Source organism: Paenibacillus swuensis (genome assembly GCF_001644605.1).
GTDB lineage: Bacteria > Bacillota > Bacilli > Paenibacillales > DY6 > Paenibacillus_N > Paenibacillus_N swuensis.
In genome coordinates this window covers 3,130,682-3,151,606 of sequence record NZ_CP011388.1, presented here as the reverse complement: position 1 = coordinate 3,151,606, position 20,925 = coordinate 3,130,682, and the positions used below count along the sequence as shown (strand labels likewise).

Annotated in this window: 19 protein-coding genes and 1 other annotated feature; of the genes, 1 reads left to right on the top strand and 18 read right to left on the bottom strand. The window is 49.7% G+C overall.

Annotated features, from left to right (window positions below; genetic code table 11):
- Positions 1-16 precede the first annotated feature (16 nt).
- The 14 genes from SY83_RS13830 to SY83_RS13760 form a co-directional block, all read right to left on the bottom strand.
- The gene (locus SY83_RS13830; RefSeq protein WP_068607440.1) at positions 17-1,150 is read right to left on the bottom strand and encodes an FtsW/RodA/SpoVE family cell cycle protein; all 1,134 of its coding nucleotides are present in this window, start codon (positions 1,148-1,150) and stop codon (positions 17-19) included.
- A gap of 6 nt (positions 1,151-1,156) precedes the next feature.
- Entirely contained in the window at positions 1,157-1,951 is a 795-nt protein-coding gene (gene minD / locus SY83_RS13825) for a septum site-determining protein MinD (RefSeq protein WP_068607438.1), read from the bottom strand.
- A 4-nt stretch (positions 1,952-1,955) separates the two neighbouring features.
- Positions 1,956-2,627, bottom strand: coding sequence for a septum site-determining protein MinC (gene minC, locus SY83_RS13820; RefSeq protein ID WP_068611103.1), 672 nt, complete (start codon positions 2,625-2,627; stop codon positions 1,956-1,958).
- Between the two features lie 102 nt (positions 2,628-2,729).
- Positions 2,730-3,257: a rod shape-determining protein MreD gene (gene mreD / locus SY83_RS13815; RefSeq protein ID WP_068607436.1), complete on the bottom strand. Its 528-nt coding sequence runs from the start codon at positions 3,255-3,257 to the stop codon at positions 2,730-2,732.
- Between the two features lie 14 nt (positions 3,258-3,271).
- Entirely contained in the window at positions 3,272-4,138 is an 867-nt protein-coding gene (mreC, locus tag SY83_RS13810; RefSeq protein ID WP_231891254.1) for a rod shape-determining protein MreC, read from the bottom strand.
- A 57-nt stretch (positions 4,139-4,195) separates the two neighbouring features.
- Positions 4,196-5,224 (bottom strand): rod shape-determining protein, encoded by a 1,029-nt coding sequence (locus SY83_RS13805; protein WP_068607433.1) that lies wholly within the window; start codon positions 5,222-5,224, stop codon positions 4,196-4,198.
- A gap of 44 nt (positions 5,225-5,268) precedes the next feature.
- Positions 5,269-5,958: a RadC family protein gene (gene radC, locus SY83_RS13800; protein ID WP_068607431.1), complete on the bottom strand. Its 690-nt coding sequence runs from the start codon at positions 5,956-5,958 to the stop codon at positions 5,269-5,271.
- 51 nt (positions 5,959-6,009) lie between these two features.
- Entirely contained in the window at positions 6,010-6,612 is a 603-nt protein-coding gene (locus SY83_RS13795; RefSeq protein WP_068607429.1) for a Maf family protein, read from the bottom strand.
- A gap of 134 nt (positions 6,613-6,746) precedes the next feature.
- Positions 6,747-6,989, bottom strand: a complete 243-nt coding sequence (locus SY83_RS13790) for a DUF4321 domain-containing protein (RefSeq protein ID WP_068607426.1) — start codon at positions 6,987-6,989, stop codon at positions 6,747-6,749.
- Between the two features lie 170 nt (positions 6,990-7,159).
- Complete coding sequence (locus SY83_RS13785; RefSeq protein ID WP_068607425.1) at positions 7,160-8,641, bottom strand: SPOR domain-containing protein; 1,482 nt, start codon at positions 8,639-8,641, stop codon at positions 7,160-7,162.
- A 520-nt stretch (positions 8,642-9,161) separates the two neighbouring features.
- Positions 9,162-9,830: a hypothetical protein gene (locus SY83_RS13775; protein ID WP_068607421.1), complete on the bottom strand. Its 669-nt coding sequence runs from the start codon at positions 9,828-9,830 to the stop codon at positions 9,162-9,164.
- 144 nt (positions 9,831-9,974) lie between these two features.
- Positions 9,975-11,351: a UDP-N-acetylmuramate--L-alanine ligase gene (gene murC / locus SY83_RS13770; RefSeq protein ID WP_068607418.1), complete on the bottom strand. Its 1,377-nt coding sequence runs from the start codon at positions 11,349-11,351 to the stop codon at positions 9,975-9,977.
- A 7-nt stretch (positions 11,352-11,358) separates the two neighbouring features.
- Positions 11,359-12,735, bottom strand: coding sequence for a bifunctional folylpolyglutamate synthase/dihydrofolate synthase (locus tag SY83_RS13765; RefSeq protein ID WP_068607416.1), 1,377 nt, complete (start codon positions 12,733-12,735; stop codon positions 11,359-11,361).
- A 19-nt stretch (positions 12,736-12,754) separates the two neighbouring features.
- Positions 12,755-15,427: a valine--tRNA ligase gene (locus SY83_RS13760; protein WP_068607414.1), complete on the bottom strand. Its 2,673-nt coding sequence runs from the start codon at positions 15,425-15,427 to the stop codon at positions 12,755-12,757.
- A gap of 49 nt (positions 15,428-15,476) precedes the next feature.
- Positions 15,477-15,715 (bottom strand) — a binding site (T-box leader).
- Between the two features lie 191 nt (positions 15,716-15,906).
- On the opposite strand from SY83_RS13760, the gene SY83_RS23340 reads away from it, so the two are divergent.
- Positions 15,907-16,071, top strand: coding sequence for a hypothetical protein (locus tag SY83_RS23340; RefSeq protein ID WP_197479859.1), 165 nt, complete (start codon positions 15,907-15,909; stop codon positions 16,069-16,071).
- Positions 16,072-16,148: 77 nt separating this feature from the next.
- Here the strand turns inward: SY83_RS23340 and SY83_RS13755 are convergent, their stop codons facing one another.
- From SY83_RS13755 to hemB, 4 genes are all read right to left on the bottom strand, one after another.
- Positions 16,149-17,411, bottom strand: coding sequence for a LysM peptidoglycan-binding domain-containing protein (locus tag SY83_RS13755; RefSeq protein ID WP_068607412.1), 1,263 nt, complete (start codon positions 17,409-17,411; stop codon positions 16,149-16,151).
- 103 nt (positions 17,412-17,514) lie between these two features.
- Positions 17,515-18,480 carry an RluA family pseudouridine synthase gene (locus tag SY83_RS13750; RefSeq protein ID WP_331709940.1) on the bottom strand — a complete coding sequence of 322 codons (966 nt, stop codon included), beginning with the start codon at positions 18,478-18,480 and terminating at the stop codon, positions 17,515-17,517.
- Positions 18,477-19,781 (bottom strand): glutamate-1-semialdehyde 2,1-aminomutase, encoded by a 1,305-nt coding sequence (hemL, locus tag SY83_RS13745; RefSeq protein WP_068607410.1) that lies wholly within the window; start codon positions 19,779-19,781, stop codon positions 18,477-18,479. The genes SY83_RS13750 and hemL overlap by 4 nt, the downstream gene beginning before the upstream one ends.
- Positions 19,782-19,900: 119 nt before the next feature.
- Positions 19,901-20,896 carry a porphobilinogen synthase gene (gene hemB / locus SY83_RS13740; RefSeq protein WP_068607408.1) on the bottom strand — a complete coding sequence of 332 codons (996 nt, stop codon included), beginning with the start codon at positions 20,894-20,896 and terminating at the stop codon, positions 19,901-19,903.
- Between the last annotated feature and the right edge of the window lie 29 nt (positions 20,897-20,925).

The window sequence follows — 20,925 nt, the reverse complement described above, 5'->3', positions numbered from 1 at the left end:
AATCTCTCTCCTTTGGCTAATAAGCTTCCTGATGAGCTTTAATGCTCAGGACGATGCCGATACAGGCCATATTAATGAGAAGGGATGACCCGCCGTAACTGATGAACGGCAACGTAATTCCTGTCAACGGCATAAGTCCGATCAACATACCCACGTTCTCAAATATCTGGAACACGAACATGGATACGATCCCGACAATGATGAACGACCCGCTGAGCTCCCTGCATTGAATAGCTATGAGAATCATCCTGTAGATTAACAAGAAGTACAGCAGCAACAGCACTGAAGCCCCGACAAAACCAAACTCCTCCCCAATAACGACAAAGATGGAATCCGAGTAAGCAAACGGGATAAACCGCTTGTTCTTGGAATTACCGTTCATATACCCGTCCCCCGTCAAGGAACCGGATCCGATGGCAATCATCGAATTCCTAACTTGGTATTGCTCGTCATTGGATGCTTCTGAAGGGTTTACGAACGTATTGATCCGTTGGTACCAATGTCCCTTATCTTGTTCGTTCAGATATTGCTTGATCTCCGGCCCGAAGGCATTGAATACATACAGAAAAGATCCTAGGAACGCCCCCATAATTAACAGACCTATGGTGGCATGCGATAATTTAATGTTACCGATCCAGAACATGCCCAGCAGAATAACGATATAAATAACCGCATTCCCCAGGTCGGGCTGAATCATGACTAAAGCAAAAGGAACAAACACCACAATTCCGATGGGAATCACATCCGCAAAGATTCGCAGCGGTTCACCTTGTCTCTTTTGTAAAAAATAAGCCACGGTTATAATGATGGCAAGCTTCACAAATTCCGCCGGCTGGATCAGAAATGCGCCTACCCGAAACCAACCCCGCGCGCCATTAATGTTTTCGCCCAAAAAATAGACGGCAATCAAGGAAAGAATCCCGATGCCGTAGATGAGTAGCGATCCTTTAACGAGTACGCGATAATCGAACAGCGTGACGCAAATCATGACAATAAAGCCTAAAGTGTAGAAGATTAACGTCTTTGTATCGTAGTTGGGATAATCCGAGTCACCGTAAGTAGCACTGCGTACAACCAATGTGCTTATAACCATGAACAACAGGAGGATCCCTGTGATTTCAATATCAATTTTCTTCAGTTTGTTTAACAAGGGAGATCAACCCATTCCAAGAAATCTCTTCATTTTCTTCAGCATACCGGGCTTGTCCTCAAGGGGCATCAACGGTACGGTGTCGCCAAGGATTCGGCGTGCTATATTACGATAGGCGATGGCTGCGCGGGAATCCGGATTCATTACCGTAGGTTCACCTGTGTTCGCAGCTTTAATAACTAATTCATCATCCGGAACAATACCAATCAAATCAATCGCAAGCACTTGGCAAATTTCATCAATGCCGAGCATATCCCCGTTCTTAAGCAGGTTCGCTTTAATCCGGTTAATAATCAGCTTTGGCGACTTGATTCCTTCTTGCTCCAGCAGGCCGATAATCCGATCGGCATCCCGGACCGCCGCGTTCTCAGGAGTCGTGACCACTATAGCTTTGTCCGCTCCGGAAACCGCATTTCTGAAACCTTGCTCAATACCCGCGGGGCAGTCAATAATGACATATTCAAAATCCTTCTTTAATTCCAGGATAATGTCTCTTACCTGTTCAGGATTAACCGCATGCTTATCTTTGGTTTGCGCGGCAGGAAGCATGTAAAGCTCATCAAACCGCTTGTCTTTAATCAAGGCTTGGTTCAGCCTGCAACGCCCTTCGGCCACATCTACAAGATCATAAATAATGCGGTTTTCCAAACCCATAACCACATCCAGATTCCTTAAGCCGATATCCGTGTCGACCATACACACTTTCTTGCCCAGCAAAGCCAACGCGGTACCCAGATTGGCCGACGTTGTTGTTTTGCCTACGCCGCCTTTGCCTGATGTGATGACGATTGCTTCTCCCATGTTCTCACTCTCCCTTAAACTCCACCGCGTCCGGGCGAATCCGTCCAAGGTGAACAATTTTGTCAATCTCCATCTTTTGTTCATTTAGATAGGCGAACTCCATCGATGCATCCGATACTTCCCATTCATCCGGAGGCCTGCTGATGATTTCGGCAATACGAAGCTGGGTGGGCTTCAAGTAAGAGGCCGCGATTACCGCTCTGCGGTTCCCGGCGATTCCGGCATGTGCCAATCCTCGCAGGGAACCCATCACATAGATATCGCCCGTGCTCGTAATCGTTCCCCCGGGATTAATATCGCCCATATACATTAAGTTTCCGTCATAATGAATACTTTGACCCGACCGTACCATGCCCGACATAATTTTCAAGCTTCTGCTCGGTTCACTCGGGTCGCGTTCCTTCTCAGGCAAGTCTGACTCAATGGATTGAATCAACAAATTACCCCGTTGCCGTATACTCTCCCGAATTAACGTTTCCTGCTCTTCATCCACCACTCGCTTGCCCAATTTTACATGAACATGAATGATGGGTCCCGACAGAAACTTTTGATGCGTGTTTTCCAATTTATGATTCAATTCTTCCAGCAAGGAAGAAAATTCACATTCATCGTTCAAAAGAAAGATGAGGCCGTCCTTGACCCCTTTAATCGTAACCAGATGTTTTGAAGCAATCATAATCAACAAACGCCCCCCTACCTTATCCATTTCTGCATCAGACAAGAGAACTCCTGCTTTAACAAGCGATTAGCCCCGCAGGGACTCGTTACATAACAGGGTTTAGGCCGCATCGTCGTCCATCCCCGAAACGGAACGGCCTTCAAGGTATCTGCGCAATGGAATGTAGATCATCAAGGCAAATAAAGCGTTAATGAACAGACTTGGCAGGATCATATGCATGAATACCCATGAGTACTCTAACGTAGTCTTGGAGAATAACATGTATATGCCGTAAATCATAGAATCCAGCAAGAAATTAAACCAGATGATAATAATCATGGCCTGAGCAATGCCGTTCACCCCGCCACGGAACATGAAACCGGCGATGTAGGCGGTAACGCCCATGCAGAACGTATAAATTCCGAGCATATGATTGTAATATATGATGTCATGCAGGGCGCCGAACAATAATCCAAAAGTAAGAGCATAATAACGATTTAGGAAGATTGCGATATAGATAATAACGACAAATGCCAAATGCGGCGCAAATCGTACCATGTCTTGCCAACTTCCCGGAATAAGCCACGGGAAAATGGACCCTTCCAATACGAACAGCACCAGTAAAATGATGGATAGATTTCTTCTCATGCTACTTTAACACCTCATGACTTCGGTACTTCCACGATGAACACGTCTTTCAGCTGCTTTAAGTTCGCGGCGGGCTTCACTTGCGCAACATGGGTGATACCGAACTCGCCTACACCTACTCGATCGACGGTTCCTATAATGATTCCCCGCGGATAGACGCCTCCGATTCCGGAAGTAATCACCATATCGCCTTTCTTCAGCTTATTGGCAGGCGGGATCTTCGTCATTTGCAGCATTCCTGTCTTGGCATCATAGCTTTCAATCATCCCAAAGGAATTGGTCAGCTTTCCGTTATCCATCGTAGTGGCCGCGATTGCTTTGGTAGCCGTTTCCTTCGCATTCAGATCACTGATTAACTGTACATTGGAATAGAACGCCGAAGTGGAGATGATGCGACCGACCAAACCTTTCTCGGTCATGACCGCCATATTGGCTACAATGCCGTCCTTCTCGCCGAGGTTAATGGTGATGCTGTTGTTGAAAGGATCCGGACTCTGCGCCGTGGCTTCCGCATATCGGAACGTATAGTTGTTGGCATTCTTCTGCCGCTCTGTGAAATTCAAGTTTGACTTCAAACTCTTATTCTCATCTTCCAGATAATTCAGACGAACCCGGTCTCTGGCGTATTGAGCCGTCGTTGCTTTCAATACCTTATTCTCTTCATAAATAACCCGCAAGTTCCGAATTTCCCCAAAGAAGCCCGCTATAGAGCTAGCGGGCTTATAAAATAAACTTTGGGTGAAGGAGACGGAATCTTTCATAAACTTTTCGGGCCAAGAGAATTTATACACTCTGGCAGAAGTAAAACCCATCAAGGCTATAAAGAAGATAAAAGCCAGCATAAACACAATTAGTTTCTTACTCCCAAAAAGCTTAATCAATACGAACACCTTCCAACCTATCCTGAGTTCTTGTCATGCCGTCAAAGCTTGAGCTTCTTAGCGCTTGGAGCGGCCGCCGGATTTCGTTTTGAATAAATGAATGTTATCAAGCGCGCGTCCCGTTCCGATCGCCACGCAATCTAGCGGATTGTCGGCTACAATTACCGGCATGCCTGTCTCTTTGGAAAGCAGCTTATCCAGGTTACGCAGCAACGCTCCGCCGCCCGTAAGCACGATACCGCGATCCATAATATCCGCAGCCAGCTCCGGAGGACATTTCTCCAGCGTGACTTTAACCGCTTCAACGATGGCATTCACTGTATCTTGCAATGCATCCGTGACCTCATCGGAAGTGACGGTCAACGTCTTAGGCAATCCCGTAACCAAATCACGGCCTCGAATTTCCATCGTTTCCGGCTTATCCGAAGTTGTTGCAGAGCCCACTTCCATCTTCAATTGCTCTGCCGTTCTTTCACCGATCATGAGGTTATACATGCGTTTAATATACTGTGTGATGGCTTCATCCATCTCATCGCCGGCAATCCGGATCGAACGGCAAGTTACAATGCCTCCTAAAGAGATGACAGCTACTTCTGTTGTACCGCCGCCGATATCCACTACCATGCTGCCTGTCGGTTCCCAAACCGGCAAATCCGCGCCGATGGCTGCAGCAAACGGCTCTTCAATGGTATAAGCTTCCTTCGCGCCCGCTTGCTTCGTAGCATCTTCTACCGCGCGTTTCTCTACCGCGGTAATCCCGGAAGGCACACAAACCATAACCGCCGGATGACGGGGAAATATGGAGCGCTGCTTCTGCGCTTGTCTGATGAAATATTTAATCATCGTTGCTGTTGTTTCAAAGTCGGCAATAACGCCGTCTTTCATCGGGCGAACGGCACGGATATTGCCCGGTGTACGGCCAATCATCTTCTTGGCGGATTCACCCACAGCCTCGATCGTCTTTGTATCTGTACGGAGGGCAACCACAGAGGGCTCTCTCACGACTATTCCTTTACCTTTCACATATACCAGCGTGTTCGCTGTTCCCAGGTCAATCCCTAAATCTTTTGTAAAACCACCAAACATTGTGTATGTAGCTCCCTTCAATCTTGCAATCAATTTTCATTATATTACAACAAGCCCTGCTGCTTCAAACTTACGTACCTCAAATCTCCGATAATGATGTGATCCAAAACGTCTATGCCGACGATTTCACCGGCTTCAATCAGACGACGCGTCATGGCGATATCTTCCGGACTTGGAGTCGGATCTCCGCTCGGATGGTTATGTACGCAAATTAACGAGGCCGAGCTGCGCTGGATCGCCGCGCGAAACACTTCCCGCGGATGAACAATGGAAGCATTCAGACTTCCCATGGACAGCGTCTCTTGCCCTATGATGTGATTCTTGGTATTAAGGAATAACACAACAAAGTGTTCTTTCTGCAGATAACGCAGATCCTCCATACAATAGTTCGCAGCATCTTCCGGGGAACGGACGGTTACCGTCTCGGGTAGCTGTGTTCGACCCATTCTACGACCCAGCTCAATGCCTGCCTGAATCTGAATGGCCTTGGCGCTTCCAATGCCTTTAAACTTCATGAGTTCTTCCGTTCTCATCTCGACCAACGGCCGAAGACCGCCGGTTTCTTGCAACAATCTCTGGGCCAAACGGACCGCAGATTCAGCTATTGTACCAGTTCTGAGTAGAATAGCAAGTAATTCGGCGTTACTTAGTGCAGAAGCCCCAAATTGCTGCATGCGTTCTCTGGGTCGTTCCTCATTCGGGACATCGCGCAACGTTAAATTGGGCGACTCCATCAACAGCTATCCCTGCCTTTGTCTTAATGTAATTAAACATGTTCCGGCAAATTACAACACACGTATGCCAAATTTAGCAAGCAAATCCGATAAAAGCGATAACGGCAAACCCACCACGTTGAAGTAGTCCCCTTCAATAGAGGTAACCATCGTCGCTCCGATCCCTTGAATCGCATAGGAACCTGCCTTATCCATCGGCTCTCCGGTAGCGATGTAACGATCTATGGCAGCCGCGTCCAACGGCTTCATCGTAACTCGCGTCATGTTATGAGCGACCTCGTACTTGCCATCGGAAGCTTGAATAACAGCAACACCGCTGTATACTTCATGCACCCGGCCTTGCAGCCGAGTTAACATCCTATGCGCATCCCGTTCATTCCGGGGTTTGCCTAACACCTCACCATCCAACACAACGATGGTATCCGAGCCGATAATGTGCTTGTCCGAGCGTTCTTCATGTGTCAGCAAATCTAGTACCGTCTGTGCTTTACATAAGGATAAAGATTCAACAATCGCTTGCGGAAGCATTCCCGGAGCTGTCGTTTCATCCGCGTTGCTGACCCTGATGGAATAAGGAATACCCAGTGTCCGGATCAATTCCTGTCTGCGTGGTGAAGATGAAGCCAAAATAAGATGATGTTGTACATTTGTCAACGGCTTGTCCTCCTGATGCTTAATAACCAGATGAGATGAGATGAAAGCAGGACTTAAAACCTAATGCTACTATATCGGTATTCGACCTAAACCAACAACAGCAAATGTTGGAAGTTTAGTAATCTGCCTGTTCACTACAACTTGCGGTAAATCCAGATGGATGCAACTAAACCCAAGATGCTCATCACGCTTAGTTTAACCTGTAACTTGAGATCATAACTAATTACATCTAGATTCGCGCGGGGTTGCCATGAAATCATTGTGGATTCGGTCAAAAAAGATAACTGTTTCACGCCGGACAACACATGCGCCGCAATCGAACCTAGCAATAATCCTAATAGAATAAAAATGATTAACGTCAACGTATTCTTCTTCATCGTCCGAATTCCTCCGCGCTTGTGGATTACCTATTATTATAAGCCCTTATCGACGCCGTGCACAACGCACACTTGGATTTATTTGTAATCACGGCAGAAAGACTGACAACGGGTCGGTTGTCAGTCCTCGCAGTATGAAGACTGTTAGTATAATTCCTCGCTCTAACCGCTTATGAAGGATCTGCTGATATCGCTAGCAGCCATTCCTTCTCTGTCATTATAAACTGTAGGAGCGCGCTTTGCGCCTGCCATAAATACGAAGTTGATGTTTGTTTGCGATATTGCTCCATAGCCATGACCGCATTGTTCATGGATTGATTCATTTGTCCCATCAACTTTCGTCCCGCTTCGGGAAGTCCTTCCGAAGCTTCGGATGCTAATTTCGTCCAGGTTTCATGGGATTGCTTAAGGGCGGACCATTCGCCATCGGTTAGTGAAGCCGGTGCCGCATCCTGCAAATGGGCTTGTGTCCATTGCGCAAGCTGACCGGCAAGCTTGCTGCTTTGTTCGGCATAGAGCCCCGGAGCCTCCGACTCACCGCCTTGCCAGTGAATTCGTGATACCGCAGGCAATTCGAACGCCTTGGCATAGACCTCCAGACCATCTTGTTTTAACTGTTCGCCAAGACTTTTGGCTTGTTCCTGAGTGTCCGTCATCCCAACAAAGACCGTATATTGACTACCCGCTTCCCAAGCGGCAGCATAGCCTTTCTGTTTCAAGTCCTCCTTAGCGGTTTCCGCTCCCTCCAGAGTGCTGAACACGCCGTTCTGCAGCACGTAATAGGTTCTGGCTGGCCAAGCTGCTTCCAAAGTACCTGCCGTTGCCTCTGTAGGTTTATTGGCACCACTTATGTTGTTGGCCGCTGGGTTCTGTGTAGTCGTGTTCGTATTATCGTTCTTCTGCGTTGCCGCGTTTCCAAAGCTGTTCATCGGGTTTAGCAAATTCATGTTTGAGTCCGGGTTAAAAAGTGAAAGTACCACATAACCGAACAACGCGCCGGTTGCGATGGCGGCTGTAACAGAGCCGAAAATTTTGAACCAAGAAATGCCCTCGGAACCGCGGGTACGAAAAGCGGCGGAAGGACGTATCGGACGTTCGTCAATAATCGGTCTATGATATTCCCGGTCCATTGAGGTTTCTTCCACATAGTACCCTGTTTCTGAATCCAGGTTGCTCCTTGAGGCCTTGGAACCTTGCGTTCCGGCATACGCGGTTCGATCTGACTCCCGGATCATTCTTTCTAAACGATATGTTTCTTCCGTAAAGGGACTATTCCAGGCACCATAATCCGTTGTAAATTGATTGAGCGGTTGGGTATCGGCATAGGTTGGAGACTTGTCCGGTATGGAGGTCAGTGTTGCTTCCCTCTTTGGCTTTAATTCATTGTTCGCTTGGTTCTCCTTCTTCTCCTTGGTTTGTTTGGCGACAGGAGCAGGATTGAACACGATGGTATCGCTTGGCTCCGTTGGGTCAGGAGAAGGTGAGTGCTCATTATCTCTTGCCGCAGGAGTGACCGTTTCCGTGACGGACACCTCCTCCACTGTCAACGGAATCACTTTCCCCTGAATGTTGCCCTTGTCATCTTTATGTGAATGAGCACCGGTTGGTTTTTCCGGACGGTCAAATCTGTACGTTATTCTCGCTTTGTTCACATGGATCCGCTCCCTTGTCCATAGTCTATTAACAAATCTATGAGACAATGCGGGCAAATATGATAGATGCGGACAAAATTTTAGCAAGGGACACCATTCGCTCTACATTCAGTACCAATCTTTACCCCCAAAACCATCCGATGATTTAATGTCCCTGGGCACACTAATTTCTACCCATCCACCCATTTCAGCTGATTTAAAGTCCCTGGGCGCACTATTCGATCATCATACACCCACATCCGCCGATTTAATGTCCCTAGGCACTCTATTCGATCATCATACACCCACATCCGCCGATTTAATGTCCCTAGGCACTCTATTCGATCCCCATCCACCCACATCCGCCGATTTAATGATCCTAGGCACACTATTCGCTCTCCTACAACCTATATCCGTCAGTTTAATGCCCCTAGGCACTCTATTCGCTCCCCTGCCACCTATATCCGCCAGATTAATGTCCCTGGGCACACTATTTTCTACCCATCCACCCTTTTCCGCTGATTTAATTTCCCCAGGCACACTAAATTCTCCACGAGTCCATCTCTGACCAGTTCAATTCATATTTGGTTGTACGAGCACCGTTGTTCACTGGGGATAACTTACCTTGTTCGCACAAACTTTGTATGATGAGCACTACGCTCTTGCGTCCCAATTCCAGCTCATTCATCACATCGACTGGACGAATGAAACCACCCTGCCGCACAGCAAGCCGTAAGGTGTCTCGTTCATTTCGAGTAAATGGTTTTTCCGATTCTTTTCTATGCATCAACGGTGCAAATATGGGCTGTAATAAAGACATAACCAATGAAGGATTCTCTACAATTTCATCATAGGATACCGATAGTACTTCCACCCCCCGTCCTCTAATGTACAATTCCCGATTATTTTCTTTGCGAAAACCGGACCGATCCCTATGTTGCACATGCGTCCCAAATGATTTGATCTCCAGTCCCACATTCACATAGCCTCTCTTCCATACAAAATCCACAAAATACGGCCGCCCTCTCCAATCCGCCACTTCATATTCTGGGTGCAAGTACTCCAATGTGCCAACTAAAGGCCACCACACCTTCTCACAAAACAATCGTTCCCCATGCGCATGCCCACGCTTCAGACGATCTTTGCGCTCACCGGTCCTGCTTGCCAAATGTTGCTGCAACCATCGCTCGTGCTCCTCCGTAAACCCCAAGAATATCCCCCTATCTCATTCTAATTTAAAAACAATACCAAAAAGCCCCAAATCCTCCCTCTTAAGAGAGAATTCAGGGCATGCTATGCCACTTTCATATGTGGAAGAATTGTATCACATCAAACCGGGATCAACAATAAATTTCTAGACCCGGGCGCGCAATCCTTTAGCCAATCCGTCGGCTGCCTTCCAAATATCTCCGGCACCCATCGTGATGACAAGATCGCCGCTCTTCACACGGTTCAACAAGAGCGTTTGCACCTCTTCTTTGGTCGGTAAGTACGTTGTGTTGGCATTGCTGTTCTGTATAATCAATTCCACCAGCTTCTGCGAATTCACGCCTTCAATCTGCTTCTCCCCCGCCGGCGAATAAATATCCGTGATGATGACTTCATCCGCTTCATGAAACGCCCGGCTGAATTGATCCAGCAAGAAGAATGTTCTCGTGTAACGCTGAGGCTGGAACACAGCAATGATATGTTTTCCGGTAGCTTTAGCGGCAGATATCGTCGCTTCAATTTCCGTCGGGTGATGCGCATAATCATCTATAACGAGGATGCCGTCCACCTCGCCCAACACCTGAAAACGACGTTTGGCGCCGCGGAACTCCTTGATCGCCTCCGCTATACGGGCAAACGGAATTCCCGCTTCCAGACATACGATAATGGTAGCCAGGGAATTGTAAACGTTATGCTTTCCGGGAACGGATAATTCCACTTCTCCCAGTAACGTCACCCCGTGATATACCTCATAGGCCACCTTACGATCCCCCAAGCGAATATTGCGAGCTGTGTAATCGGCTTCGGAATGGATTCCGTAAGTCACAACCTCGCTGTTCAGCTTCGGCTTCATCTCCGCTAAATCCGCATCATCCAGACAGATGACCGCTTTACCGTCATCCTTAACCTGACTCAGAAACTTCACGTAAGCGGCTTTTAGATTTTCATAATTGCCATCATAGTTCTCCAGATGATCCGGTTCAATATTCGTCACTACGGCAAGGGTAGAATGATATTGCAGAAAAGAGCCGTCGCTCTCATCGGCCTCCGCCACCACATAATCCCCTTTACCTGCTTTGGCATTGTTGCCGACATTCATAATTTCTCCCCCGATAATATACGTCGGGTCGGTTCCGCATAACTCCATGACCAGAGCAATCATGGAGGAAGTAGTAGTTTTCCCGTGTGCTCCCGCCACGGCTACGCCCTTGCGAACATTCATTAAGCGGGCGAGCATCTGAGAACGGTGAATCACAGGAATATTCAGTTTTTCCGCTTCCATAATCTCTACATTATCTTTGGTCAGAGCCGTGGAATAAACAACCAGGTTAGCTCCCTGCACGTTGCCCGCTTCATGACCGATATAAATTTGCGCGCCCTTGGCCGCCAGTTTGTCCGTCAACTCTTGCTGTGCGACATCGGAGCCGGTGACCCGGTATCCCATTTCCAGCATGACTCTCGCGATCGCGCTCATGCCGTAGCCGCCGATTCCGATAAAATGTACATGTTCCGCTGTATTCAAATCTGTCTCACCAACCTTTTTCCGAATCGGAATGATATAAAATCCAGGAGCGCACATCTGAAATCAGATATAACGTTCCTGAAACAACCGCCAGATCTTCCTGTTCCGTCATGTCTTTCAGAAGATCCAACGCCTTACGCCAGTCGGGCTCTACCACGATCGGGATCTCTCTGTTCATGTCTCGCTGCAATGTTTCCGCCAATCGAAGAAGCTCAGCCGCATCCATCTTTTTTCGAAAATCCGGTTCGGTAAGGATAAGATTATCCGCTATGGGTAGTATATGCTTCAAATATCCCAAATGATTCTTGGTAGAAAGCATACCTACCATTAAATTCAATTTGCGATAAGAATAAACCGTCGTTAAAGCCTCCGCAAGCGTCGCCGCACCCTCAGGATTATGAGCTCCGTCTAGAAGAATACGAGGTTCGCTTGCTACCATTTCCAGCCTTCCCGGCCAGCCGGTGGCTCCAAAACCCGCCAGGACATCTTCATCTTCCAAAAGGACAGCCGAATACTGCCGCAATACTTCCAGTGTCATCAGTGCAACGGTGGCATTCACCATCTGATGTCTGCCGTTCATGGCAATGGCGATATCTTTCAACGGGCGGAAAGGTCCCTGGAAATCAAAGTGCTGCTCGTTCTCTTTAACCGCTTTCGACACAAATGAAAACTGATCTCCCAAAACATACGCGGAGCTCCGGCGTTCTCTCGCCTTTTCAAGAATGACCTGGAGCACTTCCGGTTGATCGGCGCCCGTAACTACGGGTACACCGGGTTTAATGATGCCCGCTTTTTCCGAAGCAATTTCAGCAAGCGTATCCCCCAACACATCCATATGGTCGTGGCCGACATTGGTAATCACGGAAACAACAGGATTGACAATGTTCGTACAATCCAAGCGTCCCCCGAGACCGGCTTCCCAGACAACCCAATCCGGAAAAGACACGGTACCGTAATAAGCAATGGCGAGCGCGGTGGTCACTTCAAACATTGTGGGAGATCCCAACTCGCTTTCCTCAATCTCCAAAGCGATGGGTTTCAGCCGATTGGTTAAGGTTAGCAGGACATCCTCAGGAATATCCTCACCGTTAAATTTCAACCGGTTCGTAAACTTCTCCATATAGGGAGAAGTAAACATCCCTGTATCATATCCGGCTTGACGCAAAACCCGTTCCAAATAAGCACAGGTAGAGCCTTTGCCGTTCGTACCTGCGACATGGATGAACTTGAGCCTCCGTTCCGGATGGCCCAGCTTCTCCATAAATACTTCCATACGTTGTAATCCGGGCTTAATCCCGAAAGGAATCAGCCCGTTAATCCACTCTACAGCTTCTCTATAGGTTTGAAGCGGCATGATTTCGCCGGATTTAGTCATGTAGTTCATCCTTTAACTATGGAGTTCGTTACCCGCGCAGTTCAGCGATCCGAGCCATTACTTTATCCCGTTTATCCGCATAATCCTTCTGTTTCGCCTTCTCTTCTTCGATTACATGCGCAGGCGCTTTGGCCACGAAACCTTGATTGGAAAGCTTCTTATCCACACGTTCCACTTCAGAAGTGAGCGTAGCCGCTTCCTTCTCCAACCGCGCAATCTCTTGAGTAATATCGATCAGTCCGGCCAAAGGCAAGAACAGTTCCGCACCGGTCACGATGGTAGTCATGGCTTTGTCAGGCGCGGCCACATCGGTGTCCACCTCAAGCGCTGACGTATTACAGAAACGGGTCAAATACATTTCATTCCTGCGCAAAATAGCGAGGGTATCGGCATCCGCCGCCTTCACCATCAACTCAATCTTTTTGCTCATCGGCACGTTAACTTCCGCACGGATGTTACGAACGGAGCGAATAATATCCATAAGCAGTTCCATTTCTTTCACGGCGTCCGGAGCTTCTTTGGATGCGTCATATTGCGGCCAGGCGGCCAGGGTAATCGTCTCACCCTCATGCGGCAGATGCTGCCAGATCTCTTCCGAAATAAACGGCATGAACGGGTGAATCATACGCTGGGTATGATCCAAAACGTAAGCGAGAACGGATTGCGTTTGTTTCTTCGCCGCAGCGTCTTCGCCATAAAGGGAAAGCTTCGCGAACTCAATATACCAGTCGCACAGATCGTCCCAGATAAAGTTGTACAGAATCCGGCCGGTTTCGCCAAACTCGTACGAATCGATCAGGCGCGTAATATCCCGAGCCGTTTCATTCAAGCGATGCAGAATCCAGCGGTCGGCTGTCCCCAGCTCTCCGGAAATATCAATATCCGTTGCCGTTACGCCTTCCAAATTCATGAGGGCAAAGCGGGAAGCATTCCAGATCTTATTGGCAAAATTACGCGCCTGCTCCACTTTCTCGAAGCGGAAGCGCAGATCTTGACCAGGCGTGCTGCCTGTTGAAATCATAAAGCGCATGGCGTCAGCGCCGTACTGCTCAATCACATCGAGCGGATCCACGCCGTTTCCAAGTGATTTGGACATCTTGCGTCCTTCGGAATCGCGTACCAATCCATGGATCAACACATCTTTAAACGGAATTTCATCCGTGAATTCCAATGCTGTGAAAATCATCCGGGCTACCCAGAAGTAGATAATATCATAACCCGTAACCAATACGCCTGTCGGATAATAACGCTTGAGATCTTCGGCATCGTCAGGCCAGCCCAACGTGGAGAAGGGCCAAAGCGCGGAACTGAACCATGTATCCAGCACATCGTTATCCTGGCGCAAATCCGAGGAACCGCAATGCGAACAGGAAGTCGCTTCCTCATCGGATACGGTCGGTTCGCCGCAAGTCTGGCAATACCAAGCAGGAATCCGGTGTCCCCACCAAAGCTGACGCGAAATACACCAGTCTCTTACATTCTCAATCCAATGTAAATAAATTTTCTCGAAACGGTCCGGAACGAATTGCACGCCTTTTCCGGATTTCTGCGCTTCAATCGCGCGTTCCGCCAACGGTTTCATCTTCACAAACCATTGCGTGGACAAATACGGCTCTACCACCGCACCGCTGCGTTCGCTGTGACCGACTTGATGCACATGCTCCTCGATCTTCACCAATACGCCAGAGGCTTTCATATCCTCGACAATAGCCTTGCGGCAATCCGCGCGGTCCATTCCCTGATACTTGCCTGCATTCGCGTTCATCGTGCCGGATTCGTCCATGACAAGAATCTGCGGCAGGTTATGACGCAAACCCATCTCAAAGTCATTCGGATCATGAGCCGGTGTAATTTTCACCGCGCCGCTGCCGAACTCTTTCTCCACGTAATCATCGGCGATAATCGGGATTTCACGGCCAATAATGGGCAGTACGAGCATGGAACCGATCAAGTGCTTGTAGCGCTCGTCTTCAGGATGCACCGCGACCGCGGTGTCGCCAAGCATCGTCTCCGGACGCGTGGTAGCCACCGTGATATATCCTCCGCCGTCTTTTAACGGATACTGCAAATGATAGAGATTGCCCTGAACTTCTTTATATTCAACCTCGATATCCGACAAGGCCGTACGCGCTGCCGGATCCCAGTTAATAATATAGTTACCGCGGTAAATCAGGCCTTTATCGTACAACTTTTTGAATACAACGCGAACCGCCTTGGATAAGCCTTCATCCAACGTGAATCGCTCGCGGCTGTAGTCCAGCGACAAGCCCATTTTGGCCCATTGATCCCGTATCGTGTTCGCGTATTGATCTTTCCAGTCCCACACTTGCTCAAGAAATTTCTCCCGGCCCAAATCATAACGGGTCAGCCCCTGCTCTTCCCGCAGCTTCGCTTCCACACGTGTTTGTGTGGCAATCCCCGCGTGATCGGTACCCGGCAGCCATAGGGCGTCATAGCCTTGCATGCGTTTCGTGCGAATCAGGATATCCTGCAATGTAAAGTCCAAAGCGTGGCCGATATGAAGCATACCCGTAACATTGGGAGGCGGTATAACGATGGTGTACGTTTCCGCGTCTTTGCGCTCTCCGGCTTTAAAGAAACCATGTTCGTTCCAATAAGCGTACCATTTCGCTTCGGCGGCTTTGGGATCATAAGTGGTCGGCATGGAGCCTGTTTGTTTCGTTTCGGTTGGTTCTGACATGACTGTTTCCTCCACAATATCGATTTAAACAACAAAAAAACCCTTCGCCCCAAAGGACGAAAGGTTTAGCTTCCGTGGTACCACCTTTGTTCCGTGTGAATGTTCAGCTCGGTTTAAACCCATAGCTCCGCACACGGCACTCAACAGATAACGGCTGCAACCGGCTGATCTGTACAGATCCAGCAACTCCCGGGCGACTTTCCGCAATTACATCCTGCGAAACCTCTCAGCAAATGGTTTCGCTCTCTGCAGGGTTGGCTGCGTACTCCTCCCGATCAACGTCATTCCTTATTAGAACTCAGTATAGACATTTATTATCCCTATAATACTCATTCTTGAAGGAGGAGTCAATCTTTTGTAAGTCCAAACGGAGTCATAAGCGAGCTTATCTTCTTCATAAACTGAGGGTACAGGGACATTTGCCGGGCGTATTTCATAAGATGACAGAAAGAACGGATAGAGAATGAGGAGGTTTCGCGGTGGAACGTTGGTGGTGGAGAATCCGTTATCAAGTTAAAGGGGTTTTATTTCCGGTTATCTGTGTTCAATTCGTGCGCACATTGCTGTTTCCGACGGGGTTTGACATCGTGTTGCTGTTTGGTTTGTTTCTGGCCTATCTGGGCTTTCTGCTCGACATGTACTAATCACGGGCAAAATATAAGCCTCCTTGCACGTCATCGGTTTTCAGTCCGATTTCGGCGGGGAGGCTTTTTTATTATGGTCAGCGCGGAATGTACAGCACTTGCCCTGCGGACACCGTCTGATCGTCCAAGCGATTGTAAAGCGCAATTTCCCGCGGGTTCAAGTTATATCGTTCAGCAATGGTACTGATGGTCTCTTCCCTCTGAACGATACACATTCTAAGCTTACGGAAAGAAGTTTCTTCGGTTGCATTGGCCAAAAATAAATTCTTCCACTGCAATTCATCTCCAGATGAACCGCCGATATACGCCGCGCTCTCATAGGCTTCCGTTTCCTCTTCCCCGGCATCGGCATCTCTGGGCGCAGACGTATGTATCAGATTCTGCAATCCGTATGGTGCAGGGGCGCTTGGATCAACTTCCTGATCACGTTTCACGCCGAAAGCCAGCTTAGGCTCCTTGTATTCTTCGGCAACATAGTTTTCTTGGTTGCGATCATAGGAGGAGTCATCATAGGAATAAGCGGACTCTTGCTGCTCTTGTTGTCCATAGGAAGCGGCGTAACCCGCCTGCTCGTAGGAATTATAGTTCGGCTCCTCTTCAGCCTGAACCTGAGCCTCAGCCGAATAATAAACCTCTTGTTCCGTACGCTGCCCCGCGTCATAAGCATAAGCTTCCGGATCGGAAACGGCATTATAGTCTTCCGAAACAGGCTCAGATAACAACGTATTATAGCTGGCGGTACCCGTGTACGGTGTGCTCTCCCCTTGAGACTCGTTTTCTCTGGATTCCGTTTCCCATGGGTACAGAGGACGTTCACCTTGTGTTTGTTGATTGAGTTGTTCATAGTACTCCGCTGCGGAGATGGAAGGTTCAGCATCCAGCGGATAATTGCGAGGGTTGTAAAGCTCACGCACATCTTCCGTTTGGTGCACGGCGACGATTTCTTCCTCGTCCCAGCGGGATTCCACCGTTTCCGTTACCAGCTGTACACCCCGCAGTGTAAGCAATCCTGTGACATTTAAGCTTCGGTTGGACAACACGTCAATATCAAAGTTTTCAATTTCCACCTGGATATCTTCCAACCGACTGACACGTGTCATGGGAATGGAAATTTCCACGGGGATGGAGTGCTGAAGCTCTACGCTGCTTCTGAACTCGTCTTCCCCCAGATATTTGCCGGTAAGCAACAAGCTGCCTCTGAGCACGGCTTGCTCTCCGTTGGAATACACCTCAATATAGGGCAGCAGCTCGGCTTCTTCCAATTCAGCAATGCCAATGCCTTCTTCAGCCAGATGAACGCGTTCATAAATATCAAATCTTAACCCGTTATGCTCCGTCACTATACAAATCCTCCCTTCAACCATCGGAAAATCGTTGGCTGCTCGTCTTGAGAATCCAAAATGCTTTCCGTCTATATATATGGCCGAAGGGAAAGGAGCATGACTACATTTTTAGTTGGAGTTTGGCGCATGCGGCCAAGAAATCCTCTGGCCACGGCGCTGCAACTTCAATTTCTTCATCGGTCAACGGATGTGGAAAGATCAGTCTTTCCCCGTGCAGCGCCTGCCGGGTAATCCCTTGATGCAGACTGCCTCCGTATAGGCTGTCCCCCAGCAGCGGATGCCCGAGATGACTCATATGCACGCGAATCTGATGCGTGCGTCCCGTCTCGAGGCGCAGCCGTACGAGTGAAGCGCCCCCGGCGGAGGAGACCGTCTCGTAATACGTGACGGCCTCCTCGCCCCCAGGCGACACTCTGCGCCGCTGCTTGTGATGCCGATCCCGCCCGATCGGCAGATCCACGCGGCCCGCCGGCGGTGACAGCTCGCCGGCGGCCAGCGCCACATAGATGCGGCCGATCGCCTTGCGCCGCATCGCATCATCGAGGCGCGCGAGGGCAAGCGCGCCCTTGGCGTAAAGCACCGGCCCGCTCGTCCATTCGTCCAGACGATGGACGTGACGCACAGCGCAAGCTTGGCCGGTGCATTCGAAGTAGGAGGCGACGCCGTGCGCCAACGTGCCGGGTTCACCGTCGGTGGGATGGACTTTAAGCCCGGCTGGTTTGAGAATGACTAGCACATAGTCATCTTCATACAGCACGGGGAGGTCCATCCACTCCGGCGCGAAGCCTGCAGGCTCCGCCCCGAACAAACGCAGCCGCAGCTTGTCGCCGCTCTGCTGCAGGCCGCCGGAAGCTTGCAGTTTGCGCGCGAACGCCGGCGGCGTGCGCAGGAGACGGCTGACGAAGTCGGTGATGCCGGCCGTCTCCAAATCTTGAAGATCAGCCGCGGTGATGCCAAGCTCGAGCCATTCGCCTTTGCGCTGAGCACCGGACCCCTTCAGACTGGACGAAACCGTGGTTTGCGACCCTTTATCTTCAGGTTGGCCGGTTGAATCAACAGGGATCACAGTCCTTGGAGCGCGGTGCGATGCGCTTCAATCGTCCGGTCGATATCTTCTTCCGTATGCACGGCGGAAACAAACATCCCTTCAAACTGGGAAGGGGCGACGCTGACGCCCAGATCTAGCATTTGACCGAAATAGGTTTTGAACCGGTTCAGATCCGAAGTTTTCGCGGTATCATAATTGACCACCTCGGTCGCCGTAAAGAACGGACATACCATTGAACCGACACGATTCAACGTAGACTCGATTCCCCGTTCCGCGCTGTTCCGCATAAACCCGTCCGCTAAACGCGAGGATAATTGCTCCAACCGCTCGTAGACACCCGGTTCCCCAAGTAAACGCAGCGTATGGTATCCCGCCGCCATCGCAAGCGGATTCCCGGACAAGGTTCCTGCTTGATAAATCGGCCCGCTTGGCGCGATCTGCTCCATAATCTCGCGTCTGCCGCCGTACGCGCCTACCGGCAACCCTCCTCCGATTACCTTGCCTAAACAAGTTAGATCAGGCGTTACGCCGTATAAGCCCTGCGCGCAGTTCAGATGAACCCGGAACCCCGTCATCACCTCATCGAAGATCAGCAATGCCCCGTACTTCATCGTTACATCGCGCAAACCTTGCAAAAATCCGGGCTGCGGAGGCACAACGCCCATGTTCCCGGCAATCGGTTCGACAATGATGCAGGCGATTTCTTCGCCGTAACGTTCGAAGGCGGTTTCAACGGAAGCCAAATCGTTATAAGGCACCGTAATCGTGTTTACCGCAACGCTTTCCGGAACACCGGGGCTGTCGGGCAATCCTAACGTGGCAACACCAGAGCCCGCTTTAATCAACAACGCGTCAGCGTGGCCGTGGTAGGAACCTTCAAACTTCAGGATTTTGTTCCGCTTCGTGTAGCCGCGGGCCAAACGCAGAGCGCTCATCGTCGCTTCCGTTCCCGAATTGACCATACGGACAATCTCGATCGACGGAACGCGCTCGCAAACCAGCTTCGCCATCACCGTTTCCATCTCCGTCGGCGCCCCGAAGGACGTACCTTTCTCAGCCGTTCTCTTCAGCGCTTCCACAACCTCGGGATGGGCGTGCCCCATAATCAGTGGCCCCCAGGAAGCCACATAATCAATATAAGAGTTTCCGTCAATATCATATACTCGGGCACCTTCGCCGCGTTCCATGTAGACCGGTGTTAAGCCCACAGATTTAAAGGCGCGAACGGGGCTGTTGACACCTCCGGGGATGTAGCTCTTGGCTTCCTCGAATGCGGCTCTGGAACGAGCGTCTTGACGAACTGAATTGTTCTGCTTCATTACATACACAACCTGTCTATTAGAATTGGAAATTGAACGGGTACTACAACTTACAACAGAGGCGCCCCTGAAGGCGCCCGGTGTAGTTCAAGTATTTCTATTATAAACGGGAATGACGATTAATTCTCACGCAGCCAGGCTGCAACATCTTTGGCGTAATAAGTGATGATAATATCCGCGCCAGCGCGCTTAAATCCGGTTAAGGTTTCCAGCACAATCGCTCTCTCGTCGACCCAGCCGTTCGCGGCCGCCGCTTTTACCATGGAATATTCCGCGCTCACATTGTAAGCCACAACCGGTAAATCAAAGTTCTCCTTGAGGGCGCGAATGATATCCATATAAGCCAGAGCCGGCTTCACCATTAACAGATCCGCGCCTTCAAGCACATCGGATTCCGCTTCGCGCAGGGCCTCGCGTCCGTTAGCCGGGTCCATCTGATAGGTCTTGCGATCGCCGAATTGTGGTGTGGAGTGCGCAGCATCCCGGAAAGGACCGTAGAAGGCTGAAGCGTATTTCACAGAGTACGCCATAATCGGCGTATTCGTAAACCCGGCTTCGTCCAATCCGCTGCGGATGGCTGCGACATAGCCGTCCATCATATTGGAAGGCGCGATGATATCCGCCCCAGCCTCCGCTTGGGACACCGCTGTCTTGACCAGGAGGGCAAGCGATTCGTCATTCAGAATTTCCGCCGTGCCGCAAGCTTCGTCATAATGGACGACACCGCAGTGTCCGGTGGAAGTGAATTGGCACAGACAAGTGTCAGCAACAACCAGCATGTCTGGTGTTACACGTTTAATGAGACGCGTTGCCTGTTGCACAATGCCTTCTTCCGCGTAGGCGGATGAGCCCGCTTCATCCTTCGTATCCGGAACACCGAAGAGCAGGATCGCTTGGATGCCCAAGGCGGAAACTTCACGAACCTCCTCTTCCAATAAATCCAGAGACAGATGATAAACTCCCGGCATTGAAGGGATCTCTTCTTTCACCCCAGTCCCCGTAGTAACGAATAACGGATATATAAGATCGTTAACGCTTAGACGCGTTTCGCGAACAAGATTACGAATACCTGCATTGCCGCGCAAACGGCGCAGTCTAGTGATGGGGAAACTCATAACCATCCTCCTTGTGTGTTGTCCAAAAG

Excerpts from the sequence above, each read along its gene's own strand:
- SY83_RS13760 (WP_068607414.1), bottom strand. The coding sequence starts at position 15,427 with ATGTCAGAACCAACCGAAACGAAACAAACAGGCTCCATGCCGACCACT.
- radC (WP_068607431.1), bottom strand. The coding sequence starts at position 5,958 with ATGGAGTCGCCCAATTTAACGTTGCGCGATGTCCCGAATGAGGAACGA.
- SY83_RS13790 (WP_068607426.1), bottom strand. The coding sequence starts at position 6,989 with ATGAAGAAGAATACGTTGACGTTAATCATTTTTATTCTATTAGGATTA.
- minD (WP_068607438.1), bottom strand. The coding sequence starts at position 1,951 with ATGGGAGAAGCAATCGTCATCACATCAGGCAAAGGCGGCGTAGGCAAA.
- SY83_RS13765 (WP_068607416.1), bottom strand. The coding sequence starts at position 12,735 with ATGAACTACATGACTAAATCCGGCGAAATCATGCCGCTTCAAACCTAT.
- hemL (WP_068607410.1), bottom strand. The coding sequence starts at position 19,781 with ATGAAGCAGAACAATTCAGTTCGTCAAGACGCTCGTTCCAGAGCCGCA.
- hemB (WP_068607408.1), bottom strand. The coding sequence starts at position 20,896 with ATGAGTTTCCCCATCACTAGACTGCGCCGTTTGCGCGGCAATGCAGGT.
- minC (WP_068611103.1), bottom strand. The coding sequence starts at position 2,627 with ATGATTGCTTCAAAACATCTGGTTACGATTAAAGGGGTCAAGGACGGC.
- mreD (WP_068607436.1), bottom strand. The coding sequence starts at position 3,257 with ATGAGAAGAAATCTATCCATCATTTTACTGGTGCTGTTCGTATTGGAA.
- SY83_RS13805 (WP_068607433.1), bottom strand. The coding sequence starts at position 5,224 with ATGTTTGGTGGTTTTACAAAAGATTTAGGGATTGACCTGGGAACAGCG.